Below are 26,326 nucleotides of genomic sequence, written 5' to 3' on the forward strand. Positions count from 1 at the left end.
ACTGATGCCCGGCCGAATTCGATTCGGCCGGGCATCAGTGTCAGAAATTCAGTGTGCGCTAGCTGCACGCCTCGATGACAAGTTCCTTCACACGAGCCGCGTCTGCCTGTCCTCGGGTGGCCTTCATGACGTCGCCGACGATCTTTCCGGCGGCCTGGACCTTGCCACTGCGGATCTTGTCCGCGATGTCAGGGTTGGCTGCGAGTGCTTCGTCGACGGCTGCCTTGAGCTTGGTTTCGTCACGTTCGACGACCAGCTCCGGGTGGGCCGCGACAACCTGCTCCGGGTCACCCTCGCCGTCGAGGACGTGATCGACGACCTGGCGAGCGACCTTGTTGTTGAGCTTGCCGCTGTCGATGAGAGCTACGACCTGCGCAACCTGCGCCGGGGTGATCGGCAGAGCGCCGAGTTCGACGCCGCGGGTGTTGGCCTGCTGCGACAGGTAGGACAGCCACCAGGAGCGCGCTGCCTCGGGCGAAGCACCGGCCTCGGTGGTCGCGATCACCAGATCGATGGCGCCGGCGTTGACGAGGTCACGCATGACCTCGTCGGAGATTCCCCAGTCCTTCTGGATCCGCGCGCGGCGAATCCAGGGAAGCTCCGGCAAGGTGCCGCGCAGTTCTTCGACCCACTCGGCGCTCGGAGCAACAGGCTCGAGATCCGGTTCCGGGAAGTAGCGGTAGTCCTCGGCCGTTTCCTTGCGGCGTCCGGCGGCGGTGGTGCCGTCGGCTTCCTGGAAGTGGCGGGTCTCCTGGATGACCTCGCCGCCGGCGTCGAGAACTGCTGCCTGACGGCGCATTTCGTAGCGAACTGCGACCTCGACGCTCTTGAGGGAGTTGACGTTCTTGGTCTCGGTACGCGTTCCGAGTTCCTTGGCGCCGATCGGCATCAGCGAGATGTTGGCGTCGCAGCGCATCGATCCCTGATCCATCCGCACGTCCGAGACGTCGAGTGATTTGAGCAGATCACGAAGCGCCGTCACGTAGGCGCGGGCAACCTCGGGAGCGCGCTCACCGGCACCGTGGATGGTCTTGGTGACGATCTCCACCAGCGGCACACCCGCACGGTTGTAGTCGAGCAGTGAGTGGCTCGCACCGTGGATACGGCCCGTAGCGCCACCGACGTGGAGGGACTTACCGGTGTCCTCCTCCATGTGCGCGCGCTCGATGTCGACACGCCACGTCGTCCCGTCGTCGAGGATCACGTCGAGATATCCCTCGGTTGCGATCGGCTCGTCGTACTGGGAAATCTGGTAGTTCTTCGGCTGATCCGGGTAGAAGTAGTTCTTGCGCGCGAATCGGCCCCAAGGCGTGATGGAGCAGTTGAGCGCAAGGCCGATCCGGATCGCGGACTCGACAGCGGCTGCGTTCACCACCGGCAACGAACCGGGCATGCCCAGACAGACCGGGCACACCTGGGTATTGGGTTCGGCACCGAACTCGGTGGGGCACGGGCAGAACATCTTGGTCGCGGTGCCGAGTTCTACGTGCACCTCCATACCCATCACAGGCTCGTACTTGGTCAGTACTTCGTCGTAATCGAGGATGTCGGGCGCATCGACAGCAGTCATGGTGATCAGTTTATGCGTCTGCGGCTCAGCCGAAGAATGCGGCTGCCTCCTCGTAGCGCTCCTTGGGCACCGTCTTGAGTTTGCGGGTCGCCTCGGCGAGCGGAACAAGGTCGATGGACGTTCCGTGCAACGCGACCATCTGACCGAAATCTCCGCGGTGAGCTGCGTCGGTGGCATGAACGCCGAAGCGAGTGGCGAGGATGCGGTCGTGCGGCGTCGGGGTGCCGCCGCGCTGAATGTGTCCGAGGACGGTGGTGCGAACTTCCTTGCCGATGCGGCGCTCGATCTCGTTTCCGAGCTGCTGCGCGACGCCGGTGAAGATCTTGTGGCCGAACTCGTCTATGCCACCTTCGCGCAGGGTCATCGACGCGGGGTCGGGCATCGCGCCTTCAGCGACGACGCAGATGAAGTGGGAGTCGCCGCGCTGGAAGCGCTTCTTGACCATCGCGCACACCTCGTCGACGTCGAACGGCTGTTCCGGAACCAGAGTCAGGTGTGCCCCCGACGCCAGTCCGGCTTGCAGCGCGATCCAGCCCGCGTGCCGGCCCATCACCTCGACGAGCATGACGCGCTGATGCGATTCAGCCGTGGTGTGGAGTCTGTCGATGGCGTCGGTGGCGACAGCCAAGGCGGTGTCGAAACCGAAAGTCACGTCAGTGCAATCGATGTCGTTGTCGATCGTCTTGGGCACACCGATCACGGGTACGCCGCTCTCGGAAAGCCAACTGGCCGCGGTGAGTGTGCCTTCGCCGCCGATCGGGATCAGGACGTCGATCCCGTTGTCGTCGAGGGTCTGCTTGATCTGATCGAGGCCCGCACGGAGTTTGTCGGGGTTCACGCGAGCGGTGCCGAGGATCGTGCCGCCGCGGGTGAGGATGCGGTTGATGCGGTCATCGGAGTCGAGCGGGACCTTGCGGTCCTCGAGCAATCCTCGCCAGCCGTCCCGGAATCCGACCACGGTACTGCCGTAACGACCGGCCGATGTACGTACGACGGCGCGGATGACCGCGTTCAAGCCCGGGCAGTCGCCGCCGCCCGTGAGGATTCCGATTCGCATAGTGCAGCACCTCTCGTGACCGGATTGTGGATCTTGGTGTCCATCTTCCCCCAGTCACCGTATTGCCGCAGGATAGCGGCGTTGCCGAGCCGCAACGCCGCGCCGCACGGGACCCCTAACCCGGCGTGACGAGCCCGCTTTCGTACGCCAACACGACTGCCTGGGCGCGATCGCGCAGATCGAGCTTGGACAGCACCTTCCCGACATGGGTCTTGACGGTCTGCTCGGCGACGAACAGCCGCTCGGCGATCTCGACGTTGGACAATCCGCGGGCGATCAGTTCGAGGACCTCGCGCTCACGCGGGGTCAGCGCATCGAGCGCTGCGGGCCGTGCGCGCGGTGCGGCCCGCCGGCTGGTCACATCGGCAATCAGGCGACGCGTCACCGTCGGCGCCAGCAAGGCCTGCCCTTCGGCGACGACGCGCACCGCCCGAATCAGTTCCTCAGCCGGTGCGTCCTTGAGCATGAACCCGCTCGCTCCGACGCTCAGGGCCTCGTAGACGTAGTCGTCGATGTCGAAAGTGGTGAGCATGAGGACTCGCACCGGCGGTTCCCATCCGGCGGACAGAATCTGGCGGGCAGCGTCGAGTCCGTTCATCTCGGGCATACGAACATCCATCAACACCACATCCGGACGCAATCGCGCGACCTCGGCGACGGCGATCTTGCCGTCCGGCGCATCGCCGATCACGCTGATGTCTGGCTGGGCGGAGAGTAGGGCTCCGAACCCTTGTCGAACCATCGCCTGGTCGTCTGCGATGAATACTGTGATGGGCACTCGGACAGCCTAGGCGGGCATCGACGGCAACTCGGCCCGGACCTCGAACCCTCCGTCCTCGCGCCGGTTTGCCAACAGCATGCCGCCCACCGCCGAAGCCCGCTCACGCATTCCGCGTATTCCGTTGCCACCAGTGGTTTCCGACGCCGAGTGCTGATTGCCACCCAATGGCGAAGGCCCGTTGTTCACGAGCGCGCTCACCGATTGCGGGCCGAACGCCACGGCGACCTCGATGGGTCCGCCTGGTGAATGCCTGGCCGCATTGGTAATCGACTCCTGAATGATCCGGTAGAGCGCAAGGCCCGTGGATTCCGAGACCGACGCTCGATCTCCGTCGACTCGCCACGACACCGGAAGTCCGGCACGGGTACTGCCGAGCAGCAGGTCGTCTAACTGATCGACGCCCGGTTGCGGGGCCGTCACCACGGAGTCACCGTCGCTGCGCAGCACTCCGAGGAGACCACGAATCTCGTTGAGCGCTGCTCGCCCTGTCTCACTTATCGATTCGAATTCGGTCCGGATCTCGGGAGTGACCGCATCGAGTCGGTACGGCGCACTCTGCGCTTGCACGACCACCATCGACATGTGGTGGGCCACGATGTCGTGCAAGTCGCGGGCGATCCGCGCCTTCTCCTCGAGGATCGTTCGCCGAGTGCGCTCGAGTTCACTGACTTCCTCCTGCTTGGCCAATTGACGACGAGAGAGAACCAACCAGCGGATCAGCAGGCAGAAGACCACCAGCGCGCTCAATCCGACAGCCCAACCGGCTCCGTCGCTTCCCGGAGCGTTGCCGAGGAAAAGCAGCACCGTGGCGATCCAGGCGACGCCGACAACCTGAATGGGCGCCCGCAGACTCACCGCGGCGAGCAACGACATCAGCACGATGATGTGGACGACCTGCCACGGGTAGTCGTAACCAGTTGTGTTGTCGAACACCAACGGGATGATCAGTGCCGACACCGCCGACACCGCCCACCCCAATGGAGCGTTGATCCGGATCAGGACAAACGGAAAGGCGGCCAACGCGGCGACGAACGGCATGATCGGCGGCGAAACATGATGCGTCAGTTGCAGTGTCGGCCAGGCAATCGAATAGAGGATCAGAGTGATCACTACGATGACGATGTTCCAGAACTGACCGCGGGCCACGAAACTGGTTGCCCGGCGCACCTTCTCCGAATGTACGACCGCCCCGTCGAGGCCGGACAGCATCGACCCGGCAGTGGTGTATGTCGGCGCGGGCACACCCGGTGCGCCTCTGTTCTTCCTTCGGACCTTGATCACCCGTCAAGCCTATGAAGGCGAACCCCGAAAGTCCTCATACTGCAGAGTGAGATCCCCCTACCTCCGAGGTATCACAGGGGAGGGAATTCTCACCCGATCGCACGTCGGAGAACCCCTCTCCAGAGCGATGACCGCCAGGATTGTCCGTTCATAGCGTGAACGGCATGCGGATCACACGAGTGAAAGACCTCTCTCGAAGCGCCGGCACCTGGGCTGCCCTGGCGCTGGCGGCAACGGCAGCGATCACCGTCACTGCCGGAGCGAGCGGAGCCGAGCCGCCGCGCACCGAGAATTCGAACGCATCCAGGGCGATCGCCACTGTGACTACCGCGGATGCCTCTGATGCTGCGACCACCATCCCGTCGGATTTCGCCGCATTTGCCGGCTACACGCCTACCGTCGTCGACGGATACCTCGCCAACCCCCACGGCGACTGCTCGTCACCGATTCCGCTTCCCGACGAATTCGACTCGGCCTGCAAAGCACACGATCTCGGGTACGACCTACTCCGCTACGCGCATTCGCACGGAACGGAACTGGGGCCGTGGGCCCGCCAGGTCCTCGACGGTCAGCTCGACGAGCGAATGCATGCGGCCTGTGAAGACCGCACGTCCTTTCTCTCACGTGGGTATTGCTTCGCGATGGCCGATGTCGCCGTCACAGCGGTGAACGGAAACTCTTGGCGCCAAAGCTATCTGACACCGGTCGCGGAATCGGGGTTCGGTTACGGCACGGCCGGAGTTCTGGCAGTTTCCGCCCTCGGCTTCACCCTGATGCGATCGCGGCGCCTCGATCCGTCGAACGAGTTCTCCTTCTCCCCGAAAGCGATTGCAGCATGAGCGTTCTGAATGCGTCACGGACCCCCGTCCTCGCCCGAGTCGGGGCGCTCGCACTCCCCCGGGTGTCCACGAGCGTCGCCATGGCAGCGATGTCCGCCATCTCGCTAGCTCCCGGACTCCTGCCGAGATCAGCCGTGCTCCAAGGGGTATTCAGCGGTCTGCTCGTCGCGGTCGGGCTACTGGCGATGTGGGCGTTCTCCGCGGTAGCCCGTCGGCTCGTCCCCGACCGGGCCAAGGTCCGATTCGACGAACGTCATTGGCGCATAACCGCGTTCGGGTTGTCGACTGCCGGCACCGCAGTTGCGATGTTCGCCGCCGCCGCTTGGCAGAACTCGCTGCGAGCAGCGATGGGCGCACCGCCTGCCGGGCTGATCCACTGGGTGGAGGCGGGGTGCATTGCCTCGCTGACCACCCTTGCACTCTGGGGCCTCGGGGTCGGACTTTCGAAGGCGCTGCGGTGGATGGGTTTCGCGCGGAGCGTGGGCGCACTGGTCATGGGAGTCCTCGGCGTGCAGTTGGTCGTCGGTCCCGCCGTCTGGAACGGCCTCGCCGATTCGTTCGACAAGTCCAACGCGTACATCGACACCGCTCTGACACAGCCACTTTCGGCCTCTGCGACAGGTAGCTCCGAATCGCTCATCTCGTGGACCTCGATGGGCGCGGAGGGACGCAAGTTCGTTGCTGCAGGCAAAGACTCGGTGCGCGTCTACGCCGGTGTGGATTCCGCACCCGATGCCGCATCGCGTGCCGCTCTCGCCGTGAACGAACTCGATCGCGTCGGCGGCTTCGCCCGCAACAGCGTCGTGGTGGCCGTTCCGACCGGCTCGGGCTGGATCGACACCCACGCAGTCGACGGTATCGAGCAACGGTTCGGCGGAGACGTCGCGATAGTCGGGCAGCAATACTCCGACGCACCCAGTTGGGCGACATTCCTGTTCAGCCGCGACGACGCCGAAGAATCAGCCACCGCCCTGTTCACAGCTGTCGGCAGCCACATTGCCGCGATGCCTGCCGAAGAGCGACCGGACCTGTTCCTCTACGGACAGAGCCTCGGCGCCGTCGGCGGCAGCGCCGCACTGACCGAGAGCAGTGCCACCGTCCCGTGCGACGTGTTGTGGGCCGGTCCCCCGGCCGGCGCGACACGGACGGACGGCGCAACCGTCCTAGCGAACACGTCCGACCCGGTGGTGTGGTGGTCCCCCGCCCTCGCGACGCAGAAGCCGGATCTGAGCCGTGCCGTGCAAGACGGCCCGATCCCGCAGTGGATCCCGGGCGTCACGTTCTTGCAGACCACCGTCGACATGCTCGGTTCGCTCGGTGTACCCGCCGGTCACGGCCACCGCTACGGAACCGATCAGGGAACAGCTTTGGGGACTTGCTCCTGAAACTGCTGTGCGCCTTTATTAACCGCGGGGGGTTAATAAAGGCGCACAGCAAACAGGTCAGACTGCAGTTGCAATCGGGCCGCGAGCAGCTTCGTAGGCGGCACCGACACGGTAGAGGCGCTCGTCAGCCATGGCGGGCGCCATGATCTGCAGGCCCACCGGCAGGTTGTCGTCCGCGGACAGACCCGATGGCACCGACATGGCGCAGTGTCCGGCCAGGTTGGTCGGCAGCGTGCACAGGTCGGAGAGGTACATGGCCAACGGATCGCCGACCTTCTCCCCCAACTTCCACGGCGTGAACGGGCTGGTCGGCGAGACCAGTACGTCTACCTTCTCGTAGGCCTTGTCGAAATCGCGTGCGATGAGGGTACGAACCTTGAGCGCCGAACCGTAGTAGGCGTCGTAGTAGCCCGAGGACAGTGCGTAGGTACCGATCATGATGCGGCGCTTGACTTCCGGGCCGAAACCGGCGGCGCGGGTTGCCGCCATGACCTGGTCGGCACTCATGTTGCCTTCGTCGACACGCAGTCCGTAACGCATGGCGTCGAAGCGGGCCAGGTTGGACGAGACCTCACTGGGCAGCACCAGGTAGTACGACGCGAGCGCATGCTCGAAGCTCGGGCACGAAACCTCGACAACTTCGGCGCCCAAAGCCTTGAGTTGCTCGACAGCAGCGTCGAAGGAAGCGATGACGCCGGGCTGGTAGCTGTCGGAGTGAAGTTCCTTGACCACACCGACTTTGACGCCGCGCAGGTCGCCGACTGCACCTTCACGTGCCGCAGCGACCACCGGACGCACGGGTGCGTCGATGGACGTGGAGTCACGCGGATCGTGCCCGGCGATGACCTCGTGCAGCAGAGCGGTGTCGAGCACGGTGCGACCACAGGGACCACCCTGATCGAGCGAGGAGGCGCACGCGACGAGCCCGAAGCGCGAGACAGTTCCGTACGTCGGCTTGGTTCCGACCGTCGCGGTGACCGCAGCGGGCTGACGGATCGAACCGCCGGTGTCGGTGCCGATGGCCAACGGGGCCTGACGGGACGCGAGCGCTGCAGCGCTACCACCACCGGATCCGCCGGGGATGCGGGTGACATCCCACGGGTTACGCGTCGGACCGAATGCGGAGTTCTCCGTGGAGGAGCCCATCGCAAATTCGTCGAGGTTCGTCTTGCCGAGGATCGGGATGCCCGCAGCGCGAAGCTTGCTCGTCAGGGTCGCGTCGTACGGCGCAACCCAGCCTTCGAGAATCTTCGACGCACAGGTGGTCGGCATGTCCGTCGTGGTGAAGATGTCCTTCAACGCGATCGGGACGCCGGCGAGTGCCGAAGCGGGTTCGTTTCCGCCTGCGAGCGAGTTGTCCACTGCTGCGGCGGCTTCGAGAGCCTTTTCGCCGGCAACGTGCAGGAAGGCGTGGTACTCGGTGTCGACGGCAGCGATGCGGTCGAGATGCGCCTGCGTGACCTCTACCGAGGACACCTCACGCGAGTGGATCTTGCCGGCCAGCTCAGCGGCGTCCAGCGTGGTCAGATCGGTCATTCGCCCTCTCCAAGGATCTGCGGAACCGCAAAGCGATCCTGTTCGACTGCGGGTGCTCCGGACAATGCCTGCTCGGGGGTCAACCCGGGCACGATCACGTCGGGGCGCGTCACGTTGGTGACGGCATTGGGGTTCGCCATGGGCGGGACGTCGTCGGCCGCAACCTCGGTGACCACCTTGACGTGGTTGAGAATCGAATCCAACTGACCGGCGAACTCGTCGAGTTCGGCATCGGACAGGGCGAGTCTGGACAGCCGCGCGAGGTGCGCGACCTCGTCACGGGAGATGGCAGGCACCGCGGGGCCCCTTTCGGAAGAGGACGTGAACATTGCCGGTCCAGCCTAGTTGCTCGCCGCGACAGACCTGTAAGCACGCCTGCTGTGTCCCTGTAAGCACGCCTGCTGTGTCGACCGGTACGCACGCCTACTGTGTCCACCGCCACGTCGAATCCACCTCGTGTTTCGCTCGTGTGACAAGCATGTGCACCCGGTGTGACCCCGCCGCGGCGCCCACCAACGCGTGCTGAGCAAGTGCAAAGATGGGTGTGGCCCGGGTCGACGTGATCCGGGCGAGAACCGATCAGCGAAAGGCACGCACGTGTCGTACCTGCTTCGCGTCCAACTGCCCGACCGACCCGGCAGCCTCGGCGCGCTCGCCGTAGCTCTCGGATCCGTGGGCGCAGACATCCTCTCCCTCGACGTCGTGGAGCGAGGCGACGGTTTTGCCATCGACGACCTCGTGGTCGACGTCGAACCCGGAGCACTGCCCGACACGTTGATCACCGCTGCCGAGCATCTGCCCGACGTGCTGGTCGATTCGATCCGCCCCTACGCCGGGATTCTCGACACCCATCGTGAGCTCGAACTCATCGATTCCGTTGCGACAGCCCGAAACGATCGACTACAGGTCCTCGTCGACGGCGCGCCGCGTGTACTGCGAGTCGGCTGGTGCGTCGTCGCGGACATCGGCAAGCACGGTGCGTACCGCGTCGTCGGTAGCGCCGGCGCGCCGGAAACCCATGCCACCGACATTCCGTGGATGCCACTGGACAAGCCCACCGCCCTCGACGGCGAGGCCGACTGGGTTCCGGACGTCTGGCGAGAGATGAACACCAGCCTCGCTGCCGCACCGCTCGGCTCCGGCAATCGCGTCCTCATGCTCGGTCGTCCCGGAGGACCCGAATTCCGCCCTTCGGAGATAGCCCGCCTCGGCTATCTCGCCGGAATCGTCGCGACAGTGCTGGGCTGACCAGGCTGGGTAATCAGGCCAGACCGCGAACCATGACCGTCAACTCCATACCGCGAATCGGCTCCCACGCGCGCTCCGGATCGGGGACGAACCCGTTGCGGTCGTAGATACGACGAGCATCGACCATCTCGGGCTGCGTCGAGATGACCACCGAGTGATCGCCTCGGTCGTAGGCTTCGGCGATCACTGCGCGAACCAATGCGGTTCCGGCGCCCGATCCCCGAGCCTGCGGCGAGACCGCGAGCATGCGGAACTCGAGTTCGCCCTTCTGCGCAACATCCGCGAAGGGCGTGCCGGGTTCGGCGATCGTCAAAGAACCCACGACCTCTTCGCCGAGAACGGCAACCAGCACCCGCCCCTGCTCCACCCGAGTTGCGGTGTCTCGCAGGCGCTCCGCGTACGGCGATCCGCCGGCGACAAATCCGCCACCCACGTACGACTGCACAGTCAGTTCCCCGACGGTCTCGAACTCAGCCGGTAGAACTTCACGAATCTCGATCATGGCGTCACTATCGCACCCAGCACACCAATCTCAGAAATCGGACAAAGTCACTCTGATTCGTCCAAATCGGTGGGAGCGACCGCATCCGGGCCATCTTCGAGCAACCGCCGGAAGCCGTCTTCGTCGAGCACCGGCACACCCAATTCGACTGCCTTGTCATGCTTGGAACCGGGCGCTTCACCGACGACGACAAACGCAGTCTTCTTCGAGACCGACCCAGCCGCCTTACCGCCGCGCACCAGAATCGCTTCCTTCGCCTGATCTCGCGAGTACGTCTCGAGCGAACCGGTGACGACGATCGAGAGACCCTCGAGATTGCGCGGAATCGAGTCGTCTCGCTCGTCCTCCATGCGCACCCCGGCCGAAGCCCACTTGTCGACGATCTGCTGATGCCAGTCGACGGAGAACCACTCCACGACAGCGGCGGCGATCGTGGATCCGACGCCGTCGACTGCAGCCAACTCGTCGACCGACGCTTCCCGAATACGTTGCAGCGAACCGAATTCGCCAGCCAACGCCCTCGCAGCAGTGGGGCCGACGTGCCGAATCGACAGTGCCACAAGCACTCTCCACAGCGGCTTGTCCTTGGCCGAATCCAGGTTGGCCAGCAAGCGTTTTCCGTTGGCAGACAGGGCTCCCGCATTGGTGCGGAAGATCGGAACTTCGATCAGTTTCTCGGCGTCGAGTGAGAAGAGGTCGCCCTCGTCACCGATGACCTTCGCCTCCAGCAGTCCGGTCGCGGCCTCGTAACCGAGCACCTCGATGTCGAATGCTCCGCGCCCCGAGACGTGGAACACGCGCTCGCGCAACTGCGCCGGGCAGTACTGCTGATTAGGGCATCGCACGTCGACGTCGCCCTCTTTCGCGGGTGCCAACAACGTGCCGCACTCGGGGCAATGCGTCGGCATCACGAACTCGCGCTCGGTACCGTCACGAACGTCTGCCACGGGACCGAGAACCTCGGGAATCACATCTCCGGCCTTGCGCAACACCACGGTGTCGCCGATCAGCACACCCTTGCGCTTGACCTCCGAGCCGTTGTGGAGGGTGGCCAAGGACACAGTGGAACCCGCCACTGTGACGGGTTCCATGTACGCGAACGGCGTCACGCGACCCGTACGGCCGACACTGACCCGGATGTCGAGGAGCTTGGTCGTGACCTCTTCCGGCGGGTACTTGTACGCGATCGCCCACCGCGGTGCGCGAGACGTGGTGCCCAGACGTCGATGCAACGACATCTCGTCGACCTTGACCACCAACCCGTCGATCTCGTGCTCGACGTCGTGGCGATGTTCTCCCCAGTACTTCATCTTCTCGACCACGGCGTCGGCGCCAACCACCCGCGAGGTGTGCGTGGACACCGGCAGCCCCCAGGCGGCGAGGGCCACGTAGGCGTCGTACTGCGAAGCCGGCTCGAAACCTTCCATGCGCCCGAACCCGTGGCAGATCATGCCGAGGCGACGACGCGCGGTGACGGCAGGATTCTTCTGACGCAGGGAGCCCGCCGCAGAGTTGCGCGGATTGGCGAACGGCGCCTTACCCTCCTCCACCAGGGAGGCATTGAGTGCCGCGAAGTCCTCGAGGCGGAAGAACACCTCTCCTCGCACCTCGAGCAAGCTTGGAATCGGGTATTCGTCCGTAGCGGTGAGCCGCTCCGGGATGTCGTTGATCGTCAGGGCATTGAGAGTGACCAACTCGCCCGTACGACCGTCGCCGCGGGTTGCCGCACGCACGAGTTTGCCGTTCTCGTAGACGAGATTGAGCGCGACACCGTCGATTTTCACTTCGCAGAGATAGTGCAGTTCCGGCCCGGTTTCCTGCTCTACCTTGGCGATCCATCCGCGGAGTTCGGACTCGTCGAAGACATTGTCGAGGCTGAGCATCCGCTCGAGGTGATCGACGGACGTGAAGTCCGTCGCGAATCCGCCGCCGACGAGTTGCGTCGGAGAGTCGGGAGTTCGCAGATCCGGGTACCGCTCTTCGAGAGCATTGAGCTGCCCGAGCAATGTGTCGAATGCACCGTCCGAAATGACGGGCGCGTCACGAACGTAGTAGCGGAACTGATGCTGGCGTACCTCTTCGGCCAGCTCCGTCCACTGCTCGCGCGCCTCGTTGGGCGCTGGCTGCATTGCATCCGCGGTTTCAGTCACAGCTAGAAGATTATCGGTTCACACCGACACACCACACGACTCCACGTCAGAACGCAACACATCAGAACGCCGACGGATCGTCTACCAATGCCTTGCCGACGTCTGTGCACAACCGAAGGGCTGCTCGACTCCACTCGAGGCTCGCACCCGCCAGACCACAGCTTGGGGTTACCGCGACCTGGTTCTGCAGGAGTTCACGCGAGAAGCCGAGACGATCGATCAGGGTGACGGCCGGCATCGCGCACTCTTTCCACGTCACCGGCTTTTCCGGCGGGGCGGAAGGAACCAGACCGAGCGCCAATTCCTTGCCGGCGTCGAACAACTGGCCGATGCCGTCCAGATCACGTGAGCCGATGAGCGACATGTCGAAGCTCACGCCGAACGCCTGGCTTCGCCTCAGCAGATCCCACGGCATGTCGGCGCCGCAACTGTGGACGATTGTGGGCAGTCCGCAACCGCTGATCGTCGAGTCGAGAACGGCGAGCGCCTCGGGTTCCGGCAGAGCCGGAACGCTCTCCATCTTGGTGCGCCCGGGTAGTGAACCGGCCAGCACTGCCGCGATCTGCGGCTCGTCCAATTGGATCACCACTCGGGCACCGGTACGACGAGTGACCTCGGCGGCGTGGCGCGCGAGCCCCTCACCAAGTGATTCGGCGATGTCCCGGAGTGCCCCACGGTCGACGAGAACTCGCGAACCGTTTGCAACCTCGATCTCGGCGCCGAGTGTCAGCGGGCCGGCAGCTTGGAGCTTGATCACGTGGTCTCCGCCGACCAGACGGGCCGATTCCCAGGCTTCCTCGAGTGCGTCGAGATCCTGATTCAGGAAGTCCTCGGCTCGCTTCGCGACGTTGCCCCGCCGAGGCACGACGCGATAGGCGCGGGTTGAGGCATCGAGGTTGATGTCGACCAGAATGGCGCCTGCTCGGCCGACCATGTCAGCGCCGAGACCGCGGCTCGGCAACTCCACCAGGTGTGGGAAACCGCCTAGTTCGCCAAGGATGGTTGCGGCGCTTTCGCGGGCGTCCGTGCCCGGCCAGGATCCGATTCCGGTGACGAGGCCACCGATGGAAACCTGCTGTGTCACAGTGTGTTCGGCTCGGATTCGGTGCCGGAGATGGTGCCACTGCCGAGAACCTGGTCGCCCAGTTCGCTGTCGGGGCGATACAGCACGACGGCCTGGCCCTTCGCGACGCCGGTCAGTGGTTCGCGCAACGAAATGGAGATGCCGCCGCCCGAAGTACCGTCGTCGACGGCCTCGGCGACGGCCTGCGCAAGTCCGCCGTGCGCACGAACCTGCACCATGCACTCGACGGGGCCTTCCGGCGCCTGGCCCGAGGTCCAGATCGCGCGCTGGGCCGAGATGGCCCAGACGTCGAGATTCTTGGCCGAACCGACTCGCACCGTTCCGGTTTCGGGCTCGATCGCGGTCACGTACCGCGGACGGCCGTCACCTGCGGGACCTTCGACGCCGAGCCCCTTGCGCTGTCCGATCGTGAAGCCGTGTACGCCGTCGTGTGCAGCGAGGACCTCACCCGAATCGGCATCGACGACGCTTCCCGGACGAACGCCGATGCGCGCACCCAGGAATGCTCGGGTATCGCCGGTCGGGATGAAGCAGATGTCATGGCTGTCAGGCTTGTTCGCCACAGCCAGACCGCGCTCGGCGGCTTCCTCACGGATCTGTTCTTTCGGCGTGTCACCGATCGGGAACATCGCTCGCGAAAGCTGATCAGCCGTCAGCACACCGAGGACATACGACTGGTCCTTGTCCGCGTCGACCGCCCGGCGCAGGACGCCGTCTTCGAGGCGCGCGTAATGACCGGTCGCCACGGCATCGAAGCCGAGAGCGACCGCACGGTCGGCCAGTGCTGTGAACTTGATCTTCTCGTTGCACCGCAGACACGGATTGGGGGTCTCACCCGCTGCGTACGACGCCACGAAGTCGTCGATCACGTCTTCCTTGAAGCGATCGGCGAAATCCCAGACGTAGAAGGGTATTCCGAGGACGTCGGCAGCGCGCCTGGCGTCGCCGGCATCTTCCTTCGAGCAGCATCCACGCGAACCCGTCCGCAATGCACCCGGCGCCGTGGACAGCGCAAGATGAACGCCGACGACGTCATGTCCGGCGGCAACTGCGCGGGCGGCGGCGACAGCGGAGTCGACACCTCCGCTCATGGCTGCGAGTACTCGCATCAGCGATCCCCTCCACGCGAACCGGCACCGGCAAGACCGGCGGCCCGAGCGCGCTCTACTACTTGTGGAAGCGCAGCGATCAGCGCGTCCACATCGGTGACACTCGACGTATGTCCGAGCGAAAATCTCAGTGAGCCACGCGCGACGGGCGATTCGACGCCCATCGCGATCAAGACATGGCTGGCTCTGGCCACACCGGCGGTGCACGCCGAACCGGTGGAACATTCGATACCGGCGGCGTCGAGCAGCATCAGCAACGAATCGCCCTCGCAGCCGGGGAAGGTGAAGTGCGCGTTACCGGGAAGCCGATCGGATCCGGTCGGGCCGTTGAGCACCGACTCGGGAAGAATCTCCAGGACTCCGTCGATCAAACGGTCACGCAACTGCGCCAATTCCCTTGTGCTGGAATCGAAGTTCTCGACGTTTGCGCGCAGCGCCGCAGCCATCCCGACAACGCCCGCAGTATCCGGAGTGCCCGAACGCAGATCACGTTCGTGTCCGCCGCCGTGAAGGAGCGGCACACACGGAACCTGGCGTCCGAGCAGCAGTGCGCCGACGCCGTGCGGACCACCGAACTTGTGCGCCGCGATGCTCAGCGCGGACAACTTGCTCGCCGCGAAATCGACCGGCAATTGCGCAACGGCCTGGACCGCGTCGCTGTGCATCGGAATCTCGAACTCAGCCGAAATCTCCGCCAACTCCACGATCGGCATGATGGAGCCGACCTCGTTGTTGGCCCACATCACCGTAACGAGTGCTACCTCGTCGGCGTGGACGGAAAGCTCGTCGCGCAGGGTCCGCGGGTCGACGACACCGTTCTCGTCGACCGGCAACCACGTCACGCGCGCACCCTCGTGCTGCTCGAGCCACTCGACGGCGTCGAGCACCGCATGATGCTCGACGGAGCTGACCAGGATGCGAGTGCGTCGCGGATCGGCGTCACGGCGAGCCCAGTAGATGCCCTTGACCGCGAGATTGTCGCTCTCGGTTCCGCCGGAGGTGAAGATGACCTCCGAAGGCCGCGCACCCAGGCTGGCAGCGATCGATTCCCGCGACTCCTCGACGCGGCGCCGGGCCGCACGGCCGGAACCGTGAAGCGAGGACGCGTTGCCCACGGTTTTGAAGGTATCGGTCATCGCCTCGATAGCGGCTGCCGACATCGGAGTCGTGGCGGCATGATCGAGGTACACCGGAAATCCGGCGTGGGCACTGGGTGCAGGCAGAGTCATGGCTTGACAAGGATAGCCCAGCACGAGAGTCCGCCCAGCCTCGCTCAGCAGGCTAAGCGGTCATTGCCGGGGAGGTATCGATTTGTCCCACGGCTTGTGTCACGAGTTCCGGTGCGGGGTCGAAGATGTCGTGAGCTGCCAAATCGATGGTTTCGACGCCACGTACGGCTCTCTCGCATCGCTGCGCGAGGTCGACTCGACACTCCCCTGCCTCCTCGAGCGGAGCCAGCCTGACCTTCACCTCGACGTTCTTCTGACGCAGGATCCGACGGATGGACTGACCGATAGTTTCGGTGCCGACAAAGCACGGTCCGGTGCACAGGGAACCGTCGGCGTTCTCGTAGCGGATCGCCATCGGCTGAACCGGGCATTCGGCGTCGACGGCAGCTTGGAACATTGCCGGGCGAAAACCTCCGTACGCCCGCCCGCACCAGGTCGTTCCCTCGGGAAACACCATTACGCGGACACCACGCTGAAGTCGTTCGCGGACGACGTCGACGGTTCCGGGAAGTTCACGCAGTCGGGCGCGATCGATGGGCACTACGCGCATCCGGCGCGCGAGACCACCGAGCACTGCCCAGTCGAGCAGGTCGGCACGGGCGACGAAGTTGGCCGGGGCAACGGCACTCGCGACGAGGACGTCGGTCCACGACACGTGACCGGCGACAACCATCACGCCCGCCGGTTCGGCGCGCCCCAACCGCTGATCGTCGACCGTGAGCTTCATTCCCAGACAACGCAGCAACGCGCGCGAGTATCCGCGTTGCATCTCCGTACGCCAGGTGCGCGGGAGCAGCCAGCCGGCCGAGAGCACCGGCGCAGTCACCAGTGCGGCGCCGACCATGACCCCGCGGGCCATCACGGTGATACTCGACACACCGGGTGCGTCCGTGGGTAGGCACCCGTCGCCGCAGGGGCTCGTCGGCACCCAGTACGGCACCGTCGCGGTCATCAGCCGATCCCCGATTCGTGTGCGGCGGCCGCCGATCGCAGCCGTTCCAGATAGCGCTTGTTGGCGGAGTGAAGGCCTTGCAGCGCAACAAAATCGGCTACACCGAACTCGGGATCGTGAGCAGGTTCCCCGCAGATCATCGCGCCCATCCGCAAGTAGCCACGTAGCAACGGCGGCATCGTCACGCGTTCCGGTGCGGCAATCTCGTCGAGCGTCAGACCGCCGAGGACCACCGGGTTTCGTGGCGTCACCCGCCGCGACCCCGGACTGGCGTGTTTGTTCATCACGAAGTCACGGACGCCGCGGACATCGGCGCCGGCAATTGAATCGGGGCTCGGCAAGATGGGCACGGAGACGCAGCCCATCACCCACTCGTATCCGGTCAGTTCGAGGTAGTGCAGAATGCCCGACCACATCAGGCTGAGGACGGATCCGGTGCGGTGCGCGGGATCGACGCAAGCGCGACCCATTTCGACGATCCTGTTCGCCACCGGATCGAGCGCGGAGATGTCGAATTCGGTTGCGGTGTAATACCCACCCGCCGCCGCAGCGGAATCCGGCGGCAGCATTCGGTAGCAGCCGACGTACTCCTCGGTGATGTTGTCACGAACGAGTAGATGATCACAGAATTCGTCGAAGCCGTCGGCGTCGAGTTCGAAGACCCCGGCCGAGGCCGGGAGGGAGAAGCCTGGCTCGGAGGCGAACACTCGGTATCGAAGGCGCTGCGCTGCGACACGATGCTCGCGGTCGGAGGAGACGATCAGGGAATATCTCGGCTGGGCGACCTCACGGCCGAGATTGTCACTCGCGGAGCGAAGGACTGACGTAATTGTCATGCGCAAGGTTTATCGAGCGCGAACGGCGTCTCGGTATCGGCGAAGTGACATGCCGATGCAGGCCGGGTGAATAAAGCACTGTGCGCCTTTATCAACCGCGGGGGGTTGATAAAGGCGCACAGCAGTTTGTGCTTTTTAGCCCTTGTGGGACTTCACAGCTTCGGTGAGCTGCGGTGCGACGTTGAACAGGTCGCCCACGATGCCGAAGTCGGCGATCTCGAAGATGGGTGCCTCTTCGTCCTTGTTGACCGCGACGATGGTCTTGGACGTCTGCATGCCGGCGCGGTGCTGGATGGCACCGGAAATGCCGAGCGCGATGTACAGCTGCGGGGAGACCGTCTTACCGGTCTGACCGACCTGGAACTGTCCGGGGTAGTAACCCGAGTCCACAGCGGCACGCGAAGCACCGACTGCAGCACCGAGGGAATCGGCCAGCTCTTCGACGACGGAGAACTTGTCCGCGCTGCCGACGCCACGTCCACCGGAGACGACAACCGACGCCTCGGTGAGCTCGGGGCGGTCGCCGCCGACGATGGGCTCACGCGAGGTGACCTTGACGGCACTCTCGTCCTGAGCCGGAACCTCGACGGTGATCTGCTCGCCTGCGCCGGCCTGCGGAGCAGCCTCGACTGCACCCGGACGAACCGAGTAGACGGGAACGTCGCCGTTGGCCTTGGCTTCGACGGTGAACGCGCCACCGAAGATGGAGTGGACGCCGGTGCCGTCAGCCTTGATCTCGATGACGTCGGTCAGCAGTCCGGAGCCCAGACGTGCGGCCAGACGACCGGCAACCTCTTTGCCCTCGGTGCCGGCTGCGGTGATGACTGCTGCCGGGCTGGTGGACTCGACCAGAGCGGCGAGAACGTCGACCTTGGGGGTGACGAGGTAGCCGTCGATGTCGTCGGACTCGGCGACGTAGATCTTCTCGGCTCCGGCTGCTGCCAGAGCGTCGGCGAGCTTTGCTGCGGTGCCCGCGGGGCCGGCGACAACTGCCGACGGCTCACCGAGTGCGCGTGCAGCGGTGATGAGTTCGGTGCTGACCTTCTTCAGCGCACCCTCTGCGTGCTCTACGAGCACAAGTACTTCTGCCATGACTTAACTCTCCCTGAGTTCTTCTGCTGGATGTCTAGAAGGGCGCGATCAGATGACCTTGTTGCTGACGAGGTAAGCGGCAATCTTGGTGCCACCGTCTCCCTCGTCGGCGATGCGCTCACCAGCGGTACGGGGGGGCTTCGGGGTGGAGGACGTCACGGTGGTGCCGGCGTTGGCAACTCCGACGGTCTCCGGGTCGACTCCGAGGTCGGCCAGCGTGTAAACGAGAACTTCCTTCTTCTTCGCGGCCATGATGCCCTTGAAGGACGGGAAGCGCGGCTCGTTGATCTTCTCGGTGACCGAGACGATCGCGGGCAGCGAAGCCTCGAGGCCGAAGACGCCCTCGTCGGTCTCGCGCTCACCGGTGATCTTGCCGTCGGCGACGACGACCTTGCGCAGCTGCGTGAGCTGCGGGATGCCCAGGTACTCGGCGACGATGGCCGGAACAGCGCCGACGCGGCCGTCGGTGGCCTCGTTGCCGGCGATGATCAGGTCGGCAGGCTCGTCGTTCTCGAAGGTGATCTGTCCGAGAGCAGCAGCGAGCGTCCATGCGGTCTGGATCGCGTCGGAGCCGTGCAGTGCCGGGTCGTTGATGTGGACGGCCTTGTCGGCGCCCATCGACAGAGCCTTGCGGATAGCGTCGGTGGCGCGGTCGGGACCTGCGGACAGCACCGTTACCTCACCGCCCTGAGCTTCCTTGATGAGGAGTGCTTCTTCGACGGAGCGCTCGTTGATCTCGTCGAGGACTGCGTCAGCGGCTTCACGGTCAAGCGTGTAGTCGCCGTCGGTCAGCTTGCGCTCGGACCATGTGTCGGGGACCTGCTTGATCAAAACAACGATATTCGTCATGGGTCTTCGTCGACCTCCTGTGTGTAATTCACCTGATAAATCGTCTGTGGTGCTCGCGCAGTCCGAGCGTCCGAAAAGAGAGTCCGACAGGTCTCCCCACGGGCGAATTTCTCGGTTCACGTCGGCTGTGCGTTAGATTACCCCACGTTAAGTTACCGGTGGGTAACTTAACGTGGAACCTCGTCCACCATAACGGCACGAACAGGAATTGACAGCAGTGATCTGGACCACGGCGAACACGTTCTACTCGGATGGCACTAATCTCGCACGGGTGAGTGAAACGAGTGTCAGCAACCACGAGGACGCACCCCTGCCCTTGACGGGCGAACGAACCGTGCCAGGAATCCCCGAGGAGAACTACTGGTTCCGACGCCACGAAGTGGTGTACCGCGCACTTCTGGAGCGCTGCACGGACCGCCGAGTCCTCGAGGCCGGATCCGGAGAAGGCTACGGCGCCAACATGATTGCGGACGTCGCAACGAAGGTTACCGGCCTCGACTACGACATCTCCGCGGTCGAACACGTCCGCGCGCGCTACCCCCGCGTCGAGATGCTCCACGGCAACCTCGCCGAGCTTCCACTGGCCGACAACTCGGTTGACGTCGTCGTCAATTTCCAGGTGATCGAGCACCTGTGGGATCAGGGTCAGTTCCTGCGCGAGTGCTTCCGAGTTCTCGCCCCCGGCGGTGAACTTCTGATCAGTACCCCCAACCGGATCACGTTCTCCCCCGGCCGCGACACGCCGCTCAACCCTTTCCACACTCGTGAGCTCAACGCCGCCGAAATGACCGAATTGCTCGAAGACGCCGGATTCCGCGTTCAGTTGATGACCGGCGTCCACCACGGTTCACGCCTGAAGGAACTCGACGCCAAGCACGGCGGATCGTTCATCAACGCGCAGATCGACCGCGCGTTGGCCGGTGAGCCCTGGCCCGACGATCTCACCCGCGACGTCGAAGGCATCACCGTCGACGACTTCAGCATCAGCGAACCCGACATCGACGACAGCCTCGACCTCGTCGCTATCGCCGTGAAAGAAACTGCCGTGAAGGAATCCGGCGAGTGAGTAACGCAACACCCGTCACCGAACCGGGGATGTTCGCCCTGGTTCTGCACTCCCATCTGCCGTGGCTCGCCAACCACGGCAGATGGCCCGTCGGCGAGGAATGGATCTACCAGTCCTGGGCTGCGTCGTACATTCCGCTCGCCGCCGCGCTACGACGCCTGGCCGACGAGGGCCGATCGCACCTGCTGACGCTGGGAATCACGCCGGTGCTCGCGGCCCAGTTGGACGATCCCCACTGCCTCGCCGGTATGCATCACTGGCTCGGCAACTGGCAGATCCGTGCACACGAGGCCGCCGGCATGCCGGACGCAGCGCACCGCGAACTCGGAGCGCGCGAACACCGAGCGTCCGCAGCGGCTCTCGAAGATTTCGAGACTCATTGGCAGCACGGCGCCTCACCCGTGTTCCGCGACCTCATCGACCGCGAGGCCTTCGAGCTTCTCGGCGGGCCGCTGGCCCACCCGTTCCAGCCGCTGCTCGACCCTCGCTTGCGTGCGTTCTCCCTCCGCGAAGGTCTCGCCGACGCGCATGCCCGGTGGAACCACACTCCGACCGGGATCTGGGGGCCCGAGTGCGGGTACACCCCGGGCATGGAGCGCGGGTACGCCGAAGCGGGTGTCACCCACTTCATGGTCGACGGTCCCGCCTTGCGCGGCGACACGTCCCTCGGTCGCCCGGTTCGAGAATCCGACGTGGTTGCCTTCGGCCGCGACCTGCAGGTCAGCTACCGCGTCTGGTCCCCGAAATCCGGATATCCGGGTCACGCTGCTTACCGCGACTTCCACACCTACGACCACGAGACGGGCCTCAAGCCGTCGCGGGTCACCGGACGGACCGTCGACTCCGCCGACAAGTTGCCGTACGACCCCGAACTCGCCGCCGCCGCCGTCGACAAGCATGTCGCCGACTTCGTCGAAACCGTTCGGGCGCGTCTGCGCAGTGAATCCACCCGCATCGGCCGCGACGCCCTCGTGGTCGCAGCATTCGACACCGAACTGTTCGGGCACTGGTGGCACGAAGGCCCGCAGTGGCTCGAAAAACTCCTGCGCGCGCTTCCGGAAGCCGGAATTCGCGTCGGCACCCTCGCCGACGCCAAGGAATCGGGATACGTGGGCGAACCCGTTCAGCTCGAGGATTCGTCCTGGGGATCGGGCAAGGACTGGCGCGTATGGGCCGGCGATCAGGTGTCCGACCTCGTGCAACTGAACTCCGAGGTGGTCGATACCGCCCTCACCACCGTGGACAAGTCTCGCGGCCGCGACAACGCACCCGGCCGACCGGAACTGCGAAACCGGGTCAACGATCAGGTCCTTCGCGAGACACTGATGACAGTTTCGAGCGATTGGGCATTCATGGTGAGCAAGGATTCGGCCGCGGGGTACGCCCGCGAACGCGCACACAAGCACGCCCACGCGACCCGGGAAATCTCCGAAGCGCTCGTTTCCGGCCGCGATGCCGTGGCCGAGCGGCTGGCCGAAGGCTGGAATCGCGCCGACGGATTGTTCCCGGGGCTGGATGCTCGCCGTCTGCCTGACACAGAACTGGTGAACGGGAGCGCGTCGTGAAGATTCTCATCGTCTCGTGGGAGTACCCACCGGTCGTTGTCGGCGGCCTCGGCCGACACGTCCACCATCTCGCCACCGAGCTTGCGGCTGCAGGCCACGAAGTCGTGGTTCTCTCGCGCCGCCCCTCCGGCACCGATGCGTCGACGCACCCGACGGTCACGCACATCTCCGAAGGCGTACTGGTCGTCGCAGTGGCCGAGGACCCGGCACACTTCGTCTTCGGCGAGGACATGCTCGCGTGGACCCTCGCGATGGGTCACGCGATGGTCCGTGCCGGGATGGCGCTGCACAAGCCAGGAGTGGGCGAGGGCTGGCAACCGGACGTCGTGCACGCACACGACTGGCTGGTCGCACATCCGGCGATCGCCTTGGCCGAATTCTATGACGTCCCACTGGTTTCCACCCTTCACGCCACCGAGGCGGGTCGCCACAGCGGTTGGATCTCCGGACGCATCAACCGCCAGGTCCACTCGGTCGAGTGGTGGCTGGCAAACGAATCCGACTCTCTCATAACCTGTTCGGCGTCCATGCAGGAAGAAGTGACCGAACTCTACGGTCCGACGCTGCCGCCGATCACTGTCATCCGCAACGGAATCGACGTGACCACGTGGAACTTTCGCGAACGTGGCCCGCGGTCAGGGCCGCCGAAACTCCTCTTCGTCGGCCGCCTGGAATACGAGAAGGGTGTGCAGGACGCTATCGCGGCACTCCCCCGAATCCGTCGTAGCCACCCCGGCACGACCCTCGCGATCGCGGGCGAAGGCACCCAGTTCACCTGGCTCTACCAACAGGCGCGCACACATCGCGTCGCGCGGGCAGTGGACTTTCTCGGCAACCTCGATCACACGGAACTGCTCAGCTGGCTGCACGGAGCGGACGCCATCGTCCTGCCGTCGCGCTACGAGCCGTTCGGGATCATCGCCCTCGAAGCGGCGGCAGCCGGCACGCCGCTGATCACGTCCACCGCAGGCGGACTGGGCGAAGCCGTCGTCGACGGGGTGACCGGGATGTCGTTCCAACCGGGTGACATCGCCGGGCTCACCTCGGCGGTCCGCGAGGTTCTCGACGATCCCGCCGGGGCGCAGGAACGGGCAGTGGCCGCCCGGGCACGCCTGACGTCGGACTTCGACTGGCATCAGGTCGCCGAGGAGACTGCTCACGTCTACGCGGGCGCAAAGCGTCGGGTGCGGCAGCCGTTGGCGCGGCCGCAGATTCCCGAGCGGCCGCTCCCTGGTCGCTGAAGCGCTGACCTCAGCGGGTCGGGAGGGGCGCGGTGAAGCGAGAACTCGCATCCCCGAGCAGATGGCCTGGTGGCAACATCCGGCCACACAACACCAGCAACAAGTCCTGCGCCGCTCCGTGAACCTCGGCGCCGGCGCCGTACGTCCAGTCTCGGTCGTCGGCGCGCAACCGAGCGCCGTCGAGGTCAGTTCCGAAATACTTCACGGTTTTGGGCGAGAGTCCGCTGAGCACACGAGTGAGCCGGTCTTCGGGTACCACGTAGTCGTCGCCGAGTGCCACGCGAATGTCCTGACCGTGGATCACGTCGTGTGAGAGTGCGCCCTCGAAGCCACCGCCCGGCGGCTTCCACGGGTGTGCGACGTTGTCGCGAAGCGAGGCAAGCAGTTGTTGCTCACCGACTTCCGACGCGTCGGCGAGCGCTCGCCGATTCGACATCTTGTTGAAGTTTCCGCGTGACTTGACCATTTCCACGACGAATCGCGGCGCCGAGTATCGGTAGGGCATGGTGATGTGCGCGATCACTTCGCGGACCCGCCACCCGTCGCACAGGGTCGGCGCGTTCCACTGCTCCGCGCTCAGGCCTTCGAGAAATCCCACCAGTTCGCGGCGCTGCGCCACGACCCATTCGGGTGTCTGTTCGCTCATGTCGGCACTCCTTTCACCGGCGCAGACTTTCGGCGCCGATACCGATACAGACCGGTGGCGGCGCCGAAAGTAATCGCTGGTTCTGCCAAAAAGTGAGCTACGACGCCGACGACGCGTCGGCAGCGTCCGCAGCAGCCTTCTTGCGTGCGATGTCCTCGAGTGCCGCGATGTACTTTGCACGATCGGCTGCGCCGGCTTCCCAATCGGACCTGCGGTTCTTGACCGCCTTCGCGGGCGAGCCGACCGCGATGCTGTAGTCCGGGATGTCTCCCTTGACGACGGCGTGCGCACCGAGGACACAACCGCGTCCGACGCGGGTATTTCGCAGCACGGTGACCTTCGCTGCCACCCAGGTGTCCGGGCCGATACGGACGGGGCCCTTGACGATGCCCTGGTCCTTGATCGGTGTGTTGATGTCGTCCATGCGGTGGTCGAAGTCGCAGATGTAGCACCAGTCGGCTACGAGCGTCGACGCACCGATTTCGATGTCGAGGTAGGTGTTGACGACGTTGTCCTTGCCGAAGACGACCTTGTCGCCGATGCGCAGCGAACCTTCGTGGCAACGGATCGCGTTGCCGTCGCCGATGTGTACCCAGCGCCCGATCTCGAGGCGGGACAGGTCGGGGGTCGAATGGATTTCGACGTTCTTGCCGAGGAACACCATGCCGCGCAGGATCACGTGCGGGTTGGCCATCTTGAACTTGGCGAGACGGTAGTACCGCACCAGATACCAGGGTGTGTACGCCTTGTTCGCCAGAACCCATTTGAGGGAATCGACCGTCAAGAACTTGGCCTGATCGCTGTCGCCTCGGCGTGATCCCCGCCATCGAGTGCGCAACGGTGCGCCCCACATGCTCGTCATGAGTGTTCAGCCTACGTGGGGCCGACTCACCGACCCTCGGGGTGTGCCCCGTCACGTTGCCCCGGTCGGGATAGTCTCTGGTCCGGGCTTGTGCAGTTACCGAGGGCTCTTGATCAAGTGAAGGCAGGGAGATTGTGATGCGGCGGGTCCTACGGTCGTCCGTGATGGTGTCGACGGCGATCGCTGCGGCCCTGATCGCCGGTTGCGGCAGCGACGACGGACGGGTGGACCGGTACGCGTCGGCGGGTTGGCCGGCCATGCATGCCGACGCCCGCAACAGCGACACGAGCCCGGTCACCGGATCACGCGATGTCGAGTTCGCATGGTCACGCCCTCTCGGCGGTCCGGTTGCCGCGTACGCCTCGGTGGCCGCGAACGGCCAGAGCTTCGTCACCGCCCGCACCGAGAACGGCTGCAATCTCTTCTCGTTCCAGATGGATACGGGTCGCAAGAAATGGTGCGCTCGACTCAACGACGGAGTAGTCGCGTCCACGCCCATCGTCGACACGGCCACCAATGTCTACGTCGGTGAGAGCGGCGCGATGATGTCCTTCACCGAGACTGGTCAATTGCGTTGGCGCACGCTCGTTGTAGGCACTCCTCTCTCGTCGCAGTTCACCGGCGACGGAAACCTGTTGTTCATCACCCAATTGGGTCAGATCAACGTGCTCGACCCGCAGACCGGCGCCAAAGTGGTTCCGTCGTTCGACCTGATCCCGCCGCCGTCGATCGACCAGGGCGCGAATGCAGAACTCATTCCCGACAACAAGGGTCTGAACGAGTGCTTCCTCGGCACGTCCGGCTGCCCGGTGGCCAATACGCCGGCAGTGGACCTGGGCACCGGCAAGTTCTACTTCACCTTCTACGGACCCAGTTCTCAGGCAGCCGATCTGGTCGCCATGAAGTACACGGGCGGCGACAATCCGTCCATCACCCGCGAGTGGTCCACCGACGCGCTTCCCGGTGGAACGGCGTCGAGCCCGGACCTGTCGAAGGACGGCAAGACCGTGTACGCCACCGACAACAACGGATCTCTCTGGGCAGTGAACGCCGAAACCGGTGACACCAGGTGGAGTTACGACATCGGCTTCAACTCGGCCGGTAGTGCCTCGACGTCCGACGACGGTTTGATCATTCCCGCCGGCGGCGACAAGGGCCACCTCCTTGCCGTGCGCGACGAGGGAGATCACGCCGAACTGGCCTGGGAACGTAAAGACCTTCTGCAACTGGGCGTTCCGGCGCAGACCGCCGGCAACACCGGATACACCGTCGTCCGCGAGGGTGAGAACGGACTGAGCCTGATCACCTTCGACACCGAAACCGGTGAGACGGTGGATCAGGACACGTTGCCGGGAGCAGTCGGCTTCACCGTCGGCACCTCGATCGGCCCCAAGGGCGAAGTGTTGACGCCCAGCGCAATCGGTGAGCTGTTCGTCTTCAAGTGAG

Annotated in this window: 24 protein-coding genes; 7 read left to right on the forward strand and 17 right to left on the reverse strand. The window is 64.8% G+C overall.

Annotation, left to right across the window (positions count from 1 at the left end):
- Positions 1–58: 58 nt before the first annotated feature.
- The 4 genes from gatB to QMA15_RS14765 form a co-directional block, all read right to left on the reverse strand.
- Positions 59–1,570: an Asp-tRNA(Asn)/Glu-tRNA(Gln) amidotransferase subunit GatB gene (gatB, locus tag QMA15_RS14750; RefSeq protein ID WP_019747920.1), complete on the reverse strand. Its 1,512-nt coding sequence runs from the start codon at positions 1,568–1,570 to the stop codon at positions 59–61.
- 25 nt (positions 1,571–1,595) lie between these two features.
- A complete protein-coding gene (locus QMA15_RS14755; RefSeq protein WP_019747919.1) occupies positions 1,596–2,627 on the reverse strand; it encodes an ATP-dependent 6-phosphofructokinase in 1,032 nt (343 codons plus the stop codon).
- A 115-nt stretch (positions 2,628–2,742) separates the two neighbouring features.
- Complete coding sequence (locus QMA15_RS14760; protein ID WP_007729374.1) at positions 2,743–3,405, reverse strand: response regulator transcription factor; 663 nt, start codon at positions 3,403–3,405, stop codon at positions 2,743–2,745.
- Positions 3,406–3,414: 9 nt separating this feature from the next.
- Positions 3,415–4,689 carry a histidine kinase gene (locus QMA15_RS14765; RefSeq protein ID WP_279163821.1) on the reverse strand — a complete coding sequence of 425 codons (1,275 nt, stop codon included), beginning with the start codon at positions 4,687–4,689 and terminating at the stop codon, positions 3,415–3,417.
- A gap of 164 nt (positions 4,690–4,853) precedes the next feature.
- On the opposite strand from QMA15_RS14765, the gene QMA15_RS14770 reads away from it, so the two are divergent.
- Both QMA15_RS14770 and QMA15_RS14775 read left to right on the forward strand, forming a co-directional pair.
- Positions 4,854–5,528 carry a hypothetical protein gene (locus tag QMA15_RS14770; protein WP_029255103.1) on the forward strand — a complete coding sequence of 225 codons (675 nt, stop codon included), beginning with the start codon at positions 4,854–4,856 and terminating at the stop codon, positions 5,526–5,528.
- On the forward strand, positions 5,525–6,913 hold the full coding sequence (locus QMA15_RS14775; RefSeq protein ID WP_290285149.1) for an alpha/beta-hydrolase family protein: 1,389 nt from the start codon (positions 5,525–5,527) through the stop codon (positions 6,911–6,913). The genes QMA15_RS14770 and QMA15_RS14775 overlap by 4 nt, the downstream gene beginning before the upstream one ends.
- A 57-nt stretch (positions 6,914–6,970) precedes the next feature.
- Here the strand turns inward: QMA15_RS14775 and gatA are convergent, their stop codons facing one another.
- Positions 6,971–8,449, reverse strand: a complete 1,479-nt coding sequence (gene gatA, locus QMA15_RS14780; protein ID WP_021343887.1) for an Asp-tRNA(Asn)/Glu-tRNA(Gln) amidotransferase subunit GatA — start codon at positions 8,447–8,449, stop codon at positions 6,971–6,973.
- Complete coding sequence (gene gatC / locus QMA15_RS14785; protein WP_003944747.1) at positions 8,446–8,745, reverse strand: Asp-tRNA(Asn)/Glu-tRNA(Gln) amidotransferase subunit GatC; 300 nt, start codon at positions 8,743–8,745, stop codon at positions 8,446–8,448. The genes gatA and gatC overlap by 4 nt, the downstream gene beginning before the upstream one ends.
- Positions 8,746–9,046: 301 nt before the next feature.
- On the opposite strand from gatC, the gene QMA15_RS14790 reads away from it, so the two are divergent.
- A complete protein-coding gene (locus QMA15_RS14790; protein ID WP_020969299.1) occupies positions 9,047–9,697 on the forward strand; it encodes a hypothetical protein in 651 nt (216 codons plus the stop codon).
- 13 nt (positions 9,698–9,710) lie between these two features.
- On the opposite strand, the gene QMA15_RS14795 is transcribed toward QMA15_RS14790, so the two are convergent.
- The 9 genes from QMA15_RS14795 to QMA15_RS14835 form a co-directional block, all read right to left on the reverse strand.
- Positions 9,711–10,199, reverse strand: a complete 489-nt coding sequence (locus tag QMA15_RS14795) for a GNAT family N-acetyltransferase (RefSeq protein ID WP_019747912.1) — start codon at positions 10,197–10,199, stop codon at positions 9,711–9,713.
- Positions 10,200–10,246: 47 nt separating this feature from the next.
- Positions 10,247–12,349: an NAD-dependent DNA ligase LigA gene (gene ligA, locus QMA15_RS14800; protein ID WP_195791154.1), complete on the reverse strand. Its 2,103-nt coding sequence runs from the start codon at positions 12,347–12,349 to the stop codon at positions 10,247–10,249.
- Between the two features lie 61 nt (positions 12,350–12,410).
- The gene (locus tag QMA15_RS14805) at positions 12,411–13,433 is read right to left on the reverse strand and encodes a methionine synthase (protein ID WP_021343883.1); all 1,023 of its coding nucleotides are present in this window, start codon (positions 13,431–13,433) and stop codon (positions 12,411–12,413) included.
- Positions 13,430–14,542, reverse strand: coding sequence for a tRNA 2-thiouridine(34) synthase MnmA (gene mnmA, locus QMA15_RS14810; RefSeq protein ID WP_003944736.1), 1,113 nt, complete (start codon positions 14,540–14,542; stop codon positions 13,430–13,432). The genes QMA15_RS14805 and mnmA overlap by 4 nt, the downstream gene beginning before the upstream one ends.
- Complete coding sequence (locus QMA15_RS14815) at positions 14,542–15,771, reverse strand: cysteine desulfurase family protein (RefSeq protein ID WP_279163823.1); 1,230 nt, start codon at positions 15,769–15,771, stop codon at positions 14,542–14,544. Before QMA15_RS14815 ends, mnmA begins: the two co-directional genes overlap by 1 nt.
- Before the next feature lie 52 nt (positions 15,772–15,823).
- Complete coding sequence (locus QMA15_RS14820; protein WP_020907246.1) at positions 15,824–16,723, reverse strand: lysophospholipid acyltransferase family protein; 900 nt, start codon at positions 16,721–16,723, stop codon at positions 15,824–15,826.
- Positions 16,723–17,559 carry a GNAT family N-acyltransferase gene (locus tag QMA15_RS14825; RefSeq protein ID WP_080910884.1) on the reverse strand — a complete coding sequence of 279 codons (837 nt, stop codon included), beginning with the start codon at positions 17,557–17,559 and terminating at the stop codon, positions 16,723–16,725. Before QMA15_RS14825 ends, QMA15_RS14820 begins: the two co-directional genes overlap by 1 nt.
- 135 nt (positions 17,560–17,694) lie before the next feature.
- On the reverse strand, positions 17,695–18,651 hold the full coding sequence (locus tag QMA15_RS14830) for an electron transfer flavoprotein subunit alpha/FixB family protein (RefSeq protein WP_003944698.1): 957 nt from the start codon (positions 18,649–18,651) through the stop codon (positions 17,695–17,697).
- Positions 18,652–18,699: 48 nt separating this feature from the next.
- Positions 18,700–19,500 carry an electron transfer flavoprotein subunit beta/FixA family protein gene (locus tag QMA15_RS14835; RefSeq protein ID WP_279163824.1) on the reverse strand — a complete coding sequence of 267 codons (801 nt, stop codon included), beginning with the start codon at positions 19,498–19,500 and terminating at the stop codon, positions 18,700–18,702.
- Between the two features lie 271 nt (positions 19,501–19,771).
- On the opposite strand from QMA15_RS14835, the gene QMA15_RS14840 reads away from it, so the two are divergent.
- Genes QMA15_RS14840 through QMA15_RS14850 form a run of 3 tightly spaced genes read left to right on the forward strand, consistent with a single transcriptional unit; the run spans position 19,772 to position 23,372 of the window.
- On the forward strand, positions 19,772–20,566 hold the full coding sequence (locus QMA15_RS14840; protein ID WP_084326032.1) for a class I SAM-dependent methyltransferase: 795 nt from the start codon (positions 19,772–19,774) through the stop codon (positions 20,564–20,566).
- A 29-nt stretch (positions 20,567–20,595) separates the two neighbouring features.
- Complete coding sequence (locus QMA15_RS14845; protein ID WP_021343881.1) at positions 20,596–22,131, forward strand: glycoside hydrolase family 57 protein; 1,536 nt, start codon at positions 20,596–20,598, stop codon at positions 22,129–22,131.
- Positions 22,128–23,372 (forward strand): glycosyltransferase family 4 protein, encoded by a 1,245-nt coding sequence (locus QMA15_RS14850; protein ID WP_020907242.1) that lies wholly within the window; start codon positions 22,128–22,130, stop codon positions 23,370–23,372. The genes QMA15_RS14845 and QMA15_RS14850 overlap by 4 nt, the downstream gene beginning before the upstream one ends.
- A 10-nt stretch (positions 23,373–23,382) precedes the next feature.
- Here the strand turns inward: QMA15_RS14850 and QMA15_RS14855 are convergent, their stop codons facing one another.
- Positions 23,383–24,018 (reverse strand): maleylpyruvate isomerase family mycothiol-dependent enzyme, encoded by a 636-nt coding sequence (locus QMA15_RS14855; RefSeq protein ID WP_019747902.1) that lies wholly within the window; start codon positions 24,016–24,018, stop codon positions 23,383–23,385.
- Between the two features lie 97 nt (positions 24,019–24,115).
- Positions 24,116–24,880 (reverse strand): acyltransferase, encoded by a 765-nt coding sequence (locus QMA15_RS14860; RefSeq protein ID WP_279163825.1) that lies wholly within the window; start codon positions 24,878–24,880, stop codon positions 24,116–24,118.
- Between the two features lie 137 nt (positions 24,881–25,017).
- On the opposite strand from QMA15_RS14860, the gene QMA15_RS14865 reads away from it, so the two are divergent.
- On the forward strand, positions 25,018–26,325 hold the full coding sequence (locus tag QMA15_RS14865; protein WP_007729417.1) for a PQQ-binding-like beta-propeller repeat protein: 1,308 nt from the start codon (positions 25,018–25,020) through the stop codon (positions 26,323–26,325).
- Position 26,326 lies beyond the last annotated feature (1 nt).

The sequence above is a fragment of the Rhodococcus sp. APC 3903 genome (assembly GCF_030407755.1).
Taxonomy (GTDB): domain Bacteria; phylum Actinomycetota; class Actinomycetes; order Mycobacteriales; family Mycobacteriaceae; genus Rhodococcus_F; species Rhodococcus_F erythropolis.

What these genes read in the sequence shown, in the direction of transcription:
- QMA15_RS14775 (WP_290285149.1), top strand. Translation starts at nt 5,525, where the DNA reads ATGAGCGTTCTGAATGCGTCACGGACCCCCGTCCTCGCCCGAGTCGGG.
- QMA15_RS14835 (WP_279163824.1), bottom strand. Translation starts at nt 19,500, where the DNA reads ATGACGAATATCGTTGTTTTGATCAAGCAGGTCCCCGACACATGGTCC.
- QMA15_RS14820 (WP_020907246.1), bottom strand. Translation starts at nt 16,723, where the DNA reads ATGACCGCGACGGTGCCGTACTGGGTGCCGACGAGCCCCTGCGGCGAC.
- gatB (WP_019747920.1), bottom strand. Translation starts at nt 1,570, where the DNA reads ATGACTGCTGTCGATGCGCCCGACATCCTCGATTACGACGAAGTACTG.
- QMA15_RS14865 (WP_007729417.1), top strand. Translation starts at nt 25,018, where the DNA reads ATGCGGCGGGTCCTACGGTCGTCCGTGATGGTGTCGACGGCGATCGCT.
- mnmA (WP_003944736.1), bottom strand. Translation starts at nt 14,542, where the DNA reads ATGCGAGTACTCGCAGCCATGAGCGGAGGTGTCGACTCCGCTGTCGCC.
- QMA15_RS14830 (WP_003944698.1), bottom strand. Translation starts at nt 18,651, where the DNA reads ATGGCAGAAGTACTTGTGCTCGTAGAGCACGCAGAGGGTGCGCTGAAG.
- QMA15_RS14815 (WP_279163823.1), bottom strand. Translation starts at nt 15,771, where the DNA reads ATGACTCTGCCTGCACCCAGTGCCCACGCCGGATTTCCGGTGTACCTC.
- QMA15_RS14825 (WP_080910884.1), bottom strand. Translation starts at nt 17,559, where the DNA reads ATGACAATTACGTCAGTCCTTCGCTCCGCGAGTGACAATCTCGGCCGT.
- QMA15_RS14860 (WP_279163825.1), bottom strand. Translation starts at nt 24,880, where the DNA reads ATGACGAGCATGTGGGGCGCACCGTTGCGCACTCGATGGCGGGGATCA.
- QMA15_RS14855 (WP_019747902.1), bottom strand. Translation starts at nt 24,018, where the DNA reads ATGAGCGAACAGACACCCGAATGGGTCGTGGCGCAGCGCCGCGAACTG.
- QMA15_RS14845 (WP_021343881.1), top strand. Translation starts at nt 20,596, where the DNA reads ATGTTCGCCCTGGTTCTGCACTCCCATCTGCCGTGGCTCGCCAACCAC.
- QMA15_RS14770 (WP_029255103.1), top strand. Translation starts at nt 4,854, where the DNA reads ATGCGGATCACACGAGTGAAAGACCTCTCTCGAAGCGCCGGCACCTGG.
- gatA (WP_021343887.1), bottom strand. Translation starts at nt 8,449, where the DNA reads ATGACCGATCTGACCACGCTGGACGCCGCTGAGCTGGCCGGCAAGATC.
- QMA15_RS14755 (WP_019747919.1), bottom strand. Translation starts at nt 2,627, where the DNA reads ATGCGAATCGGAATCCTCACGGGCGGCGGCGACTGCCCGGGCTTGAAC.
- QMA15_RS14795 (WP_019747912.1), bottom strand. Translation starts at nt 10,199, where the DNA reads ATGATCGAGATTCGTGAAGTTCTACCGGCTGAGTTCGAGACCGTCGGG.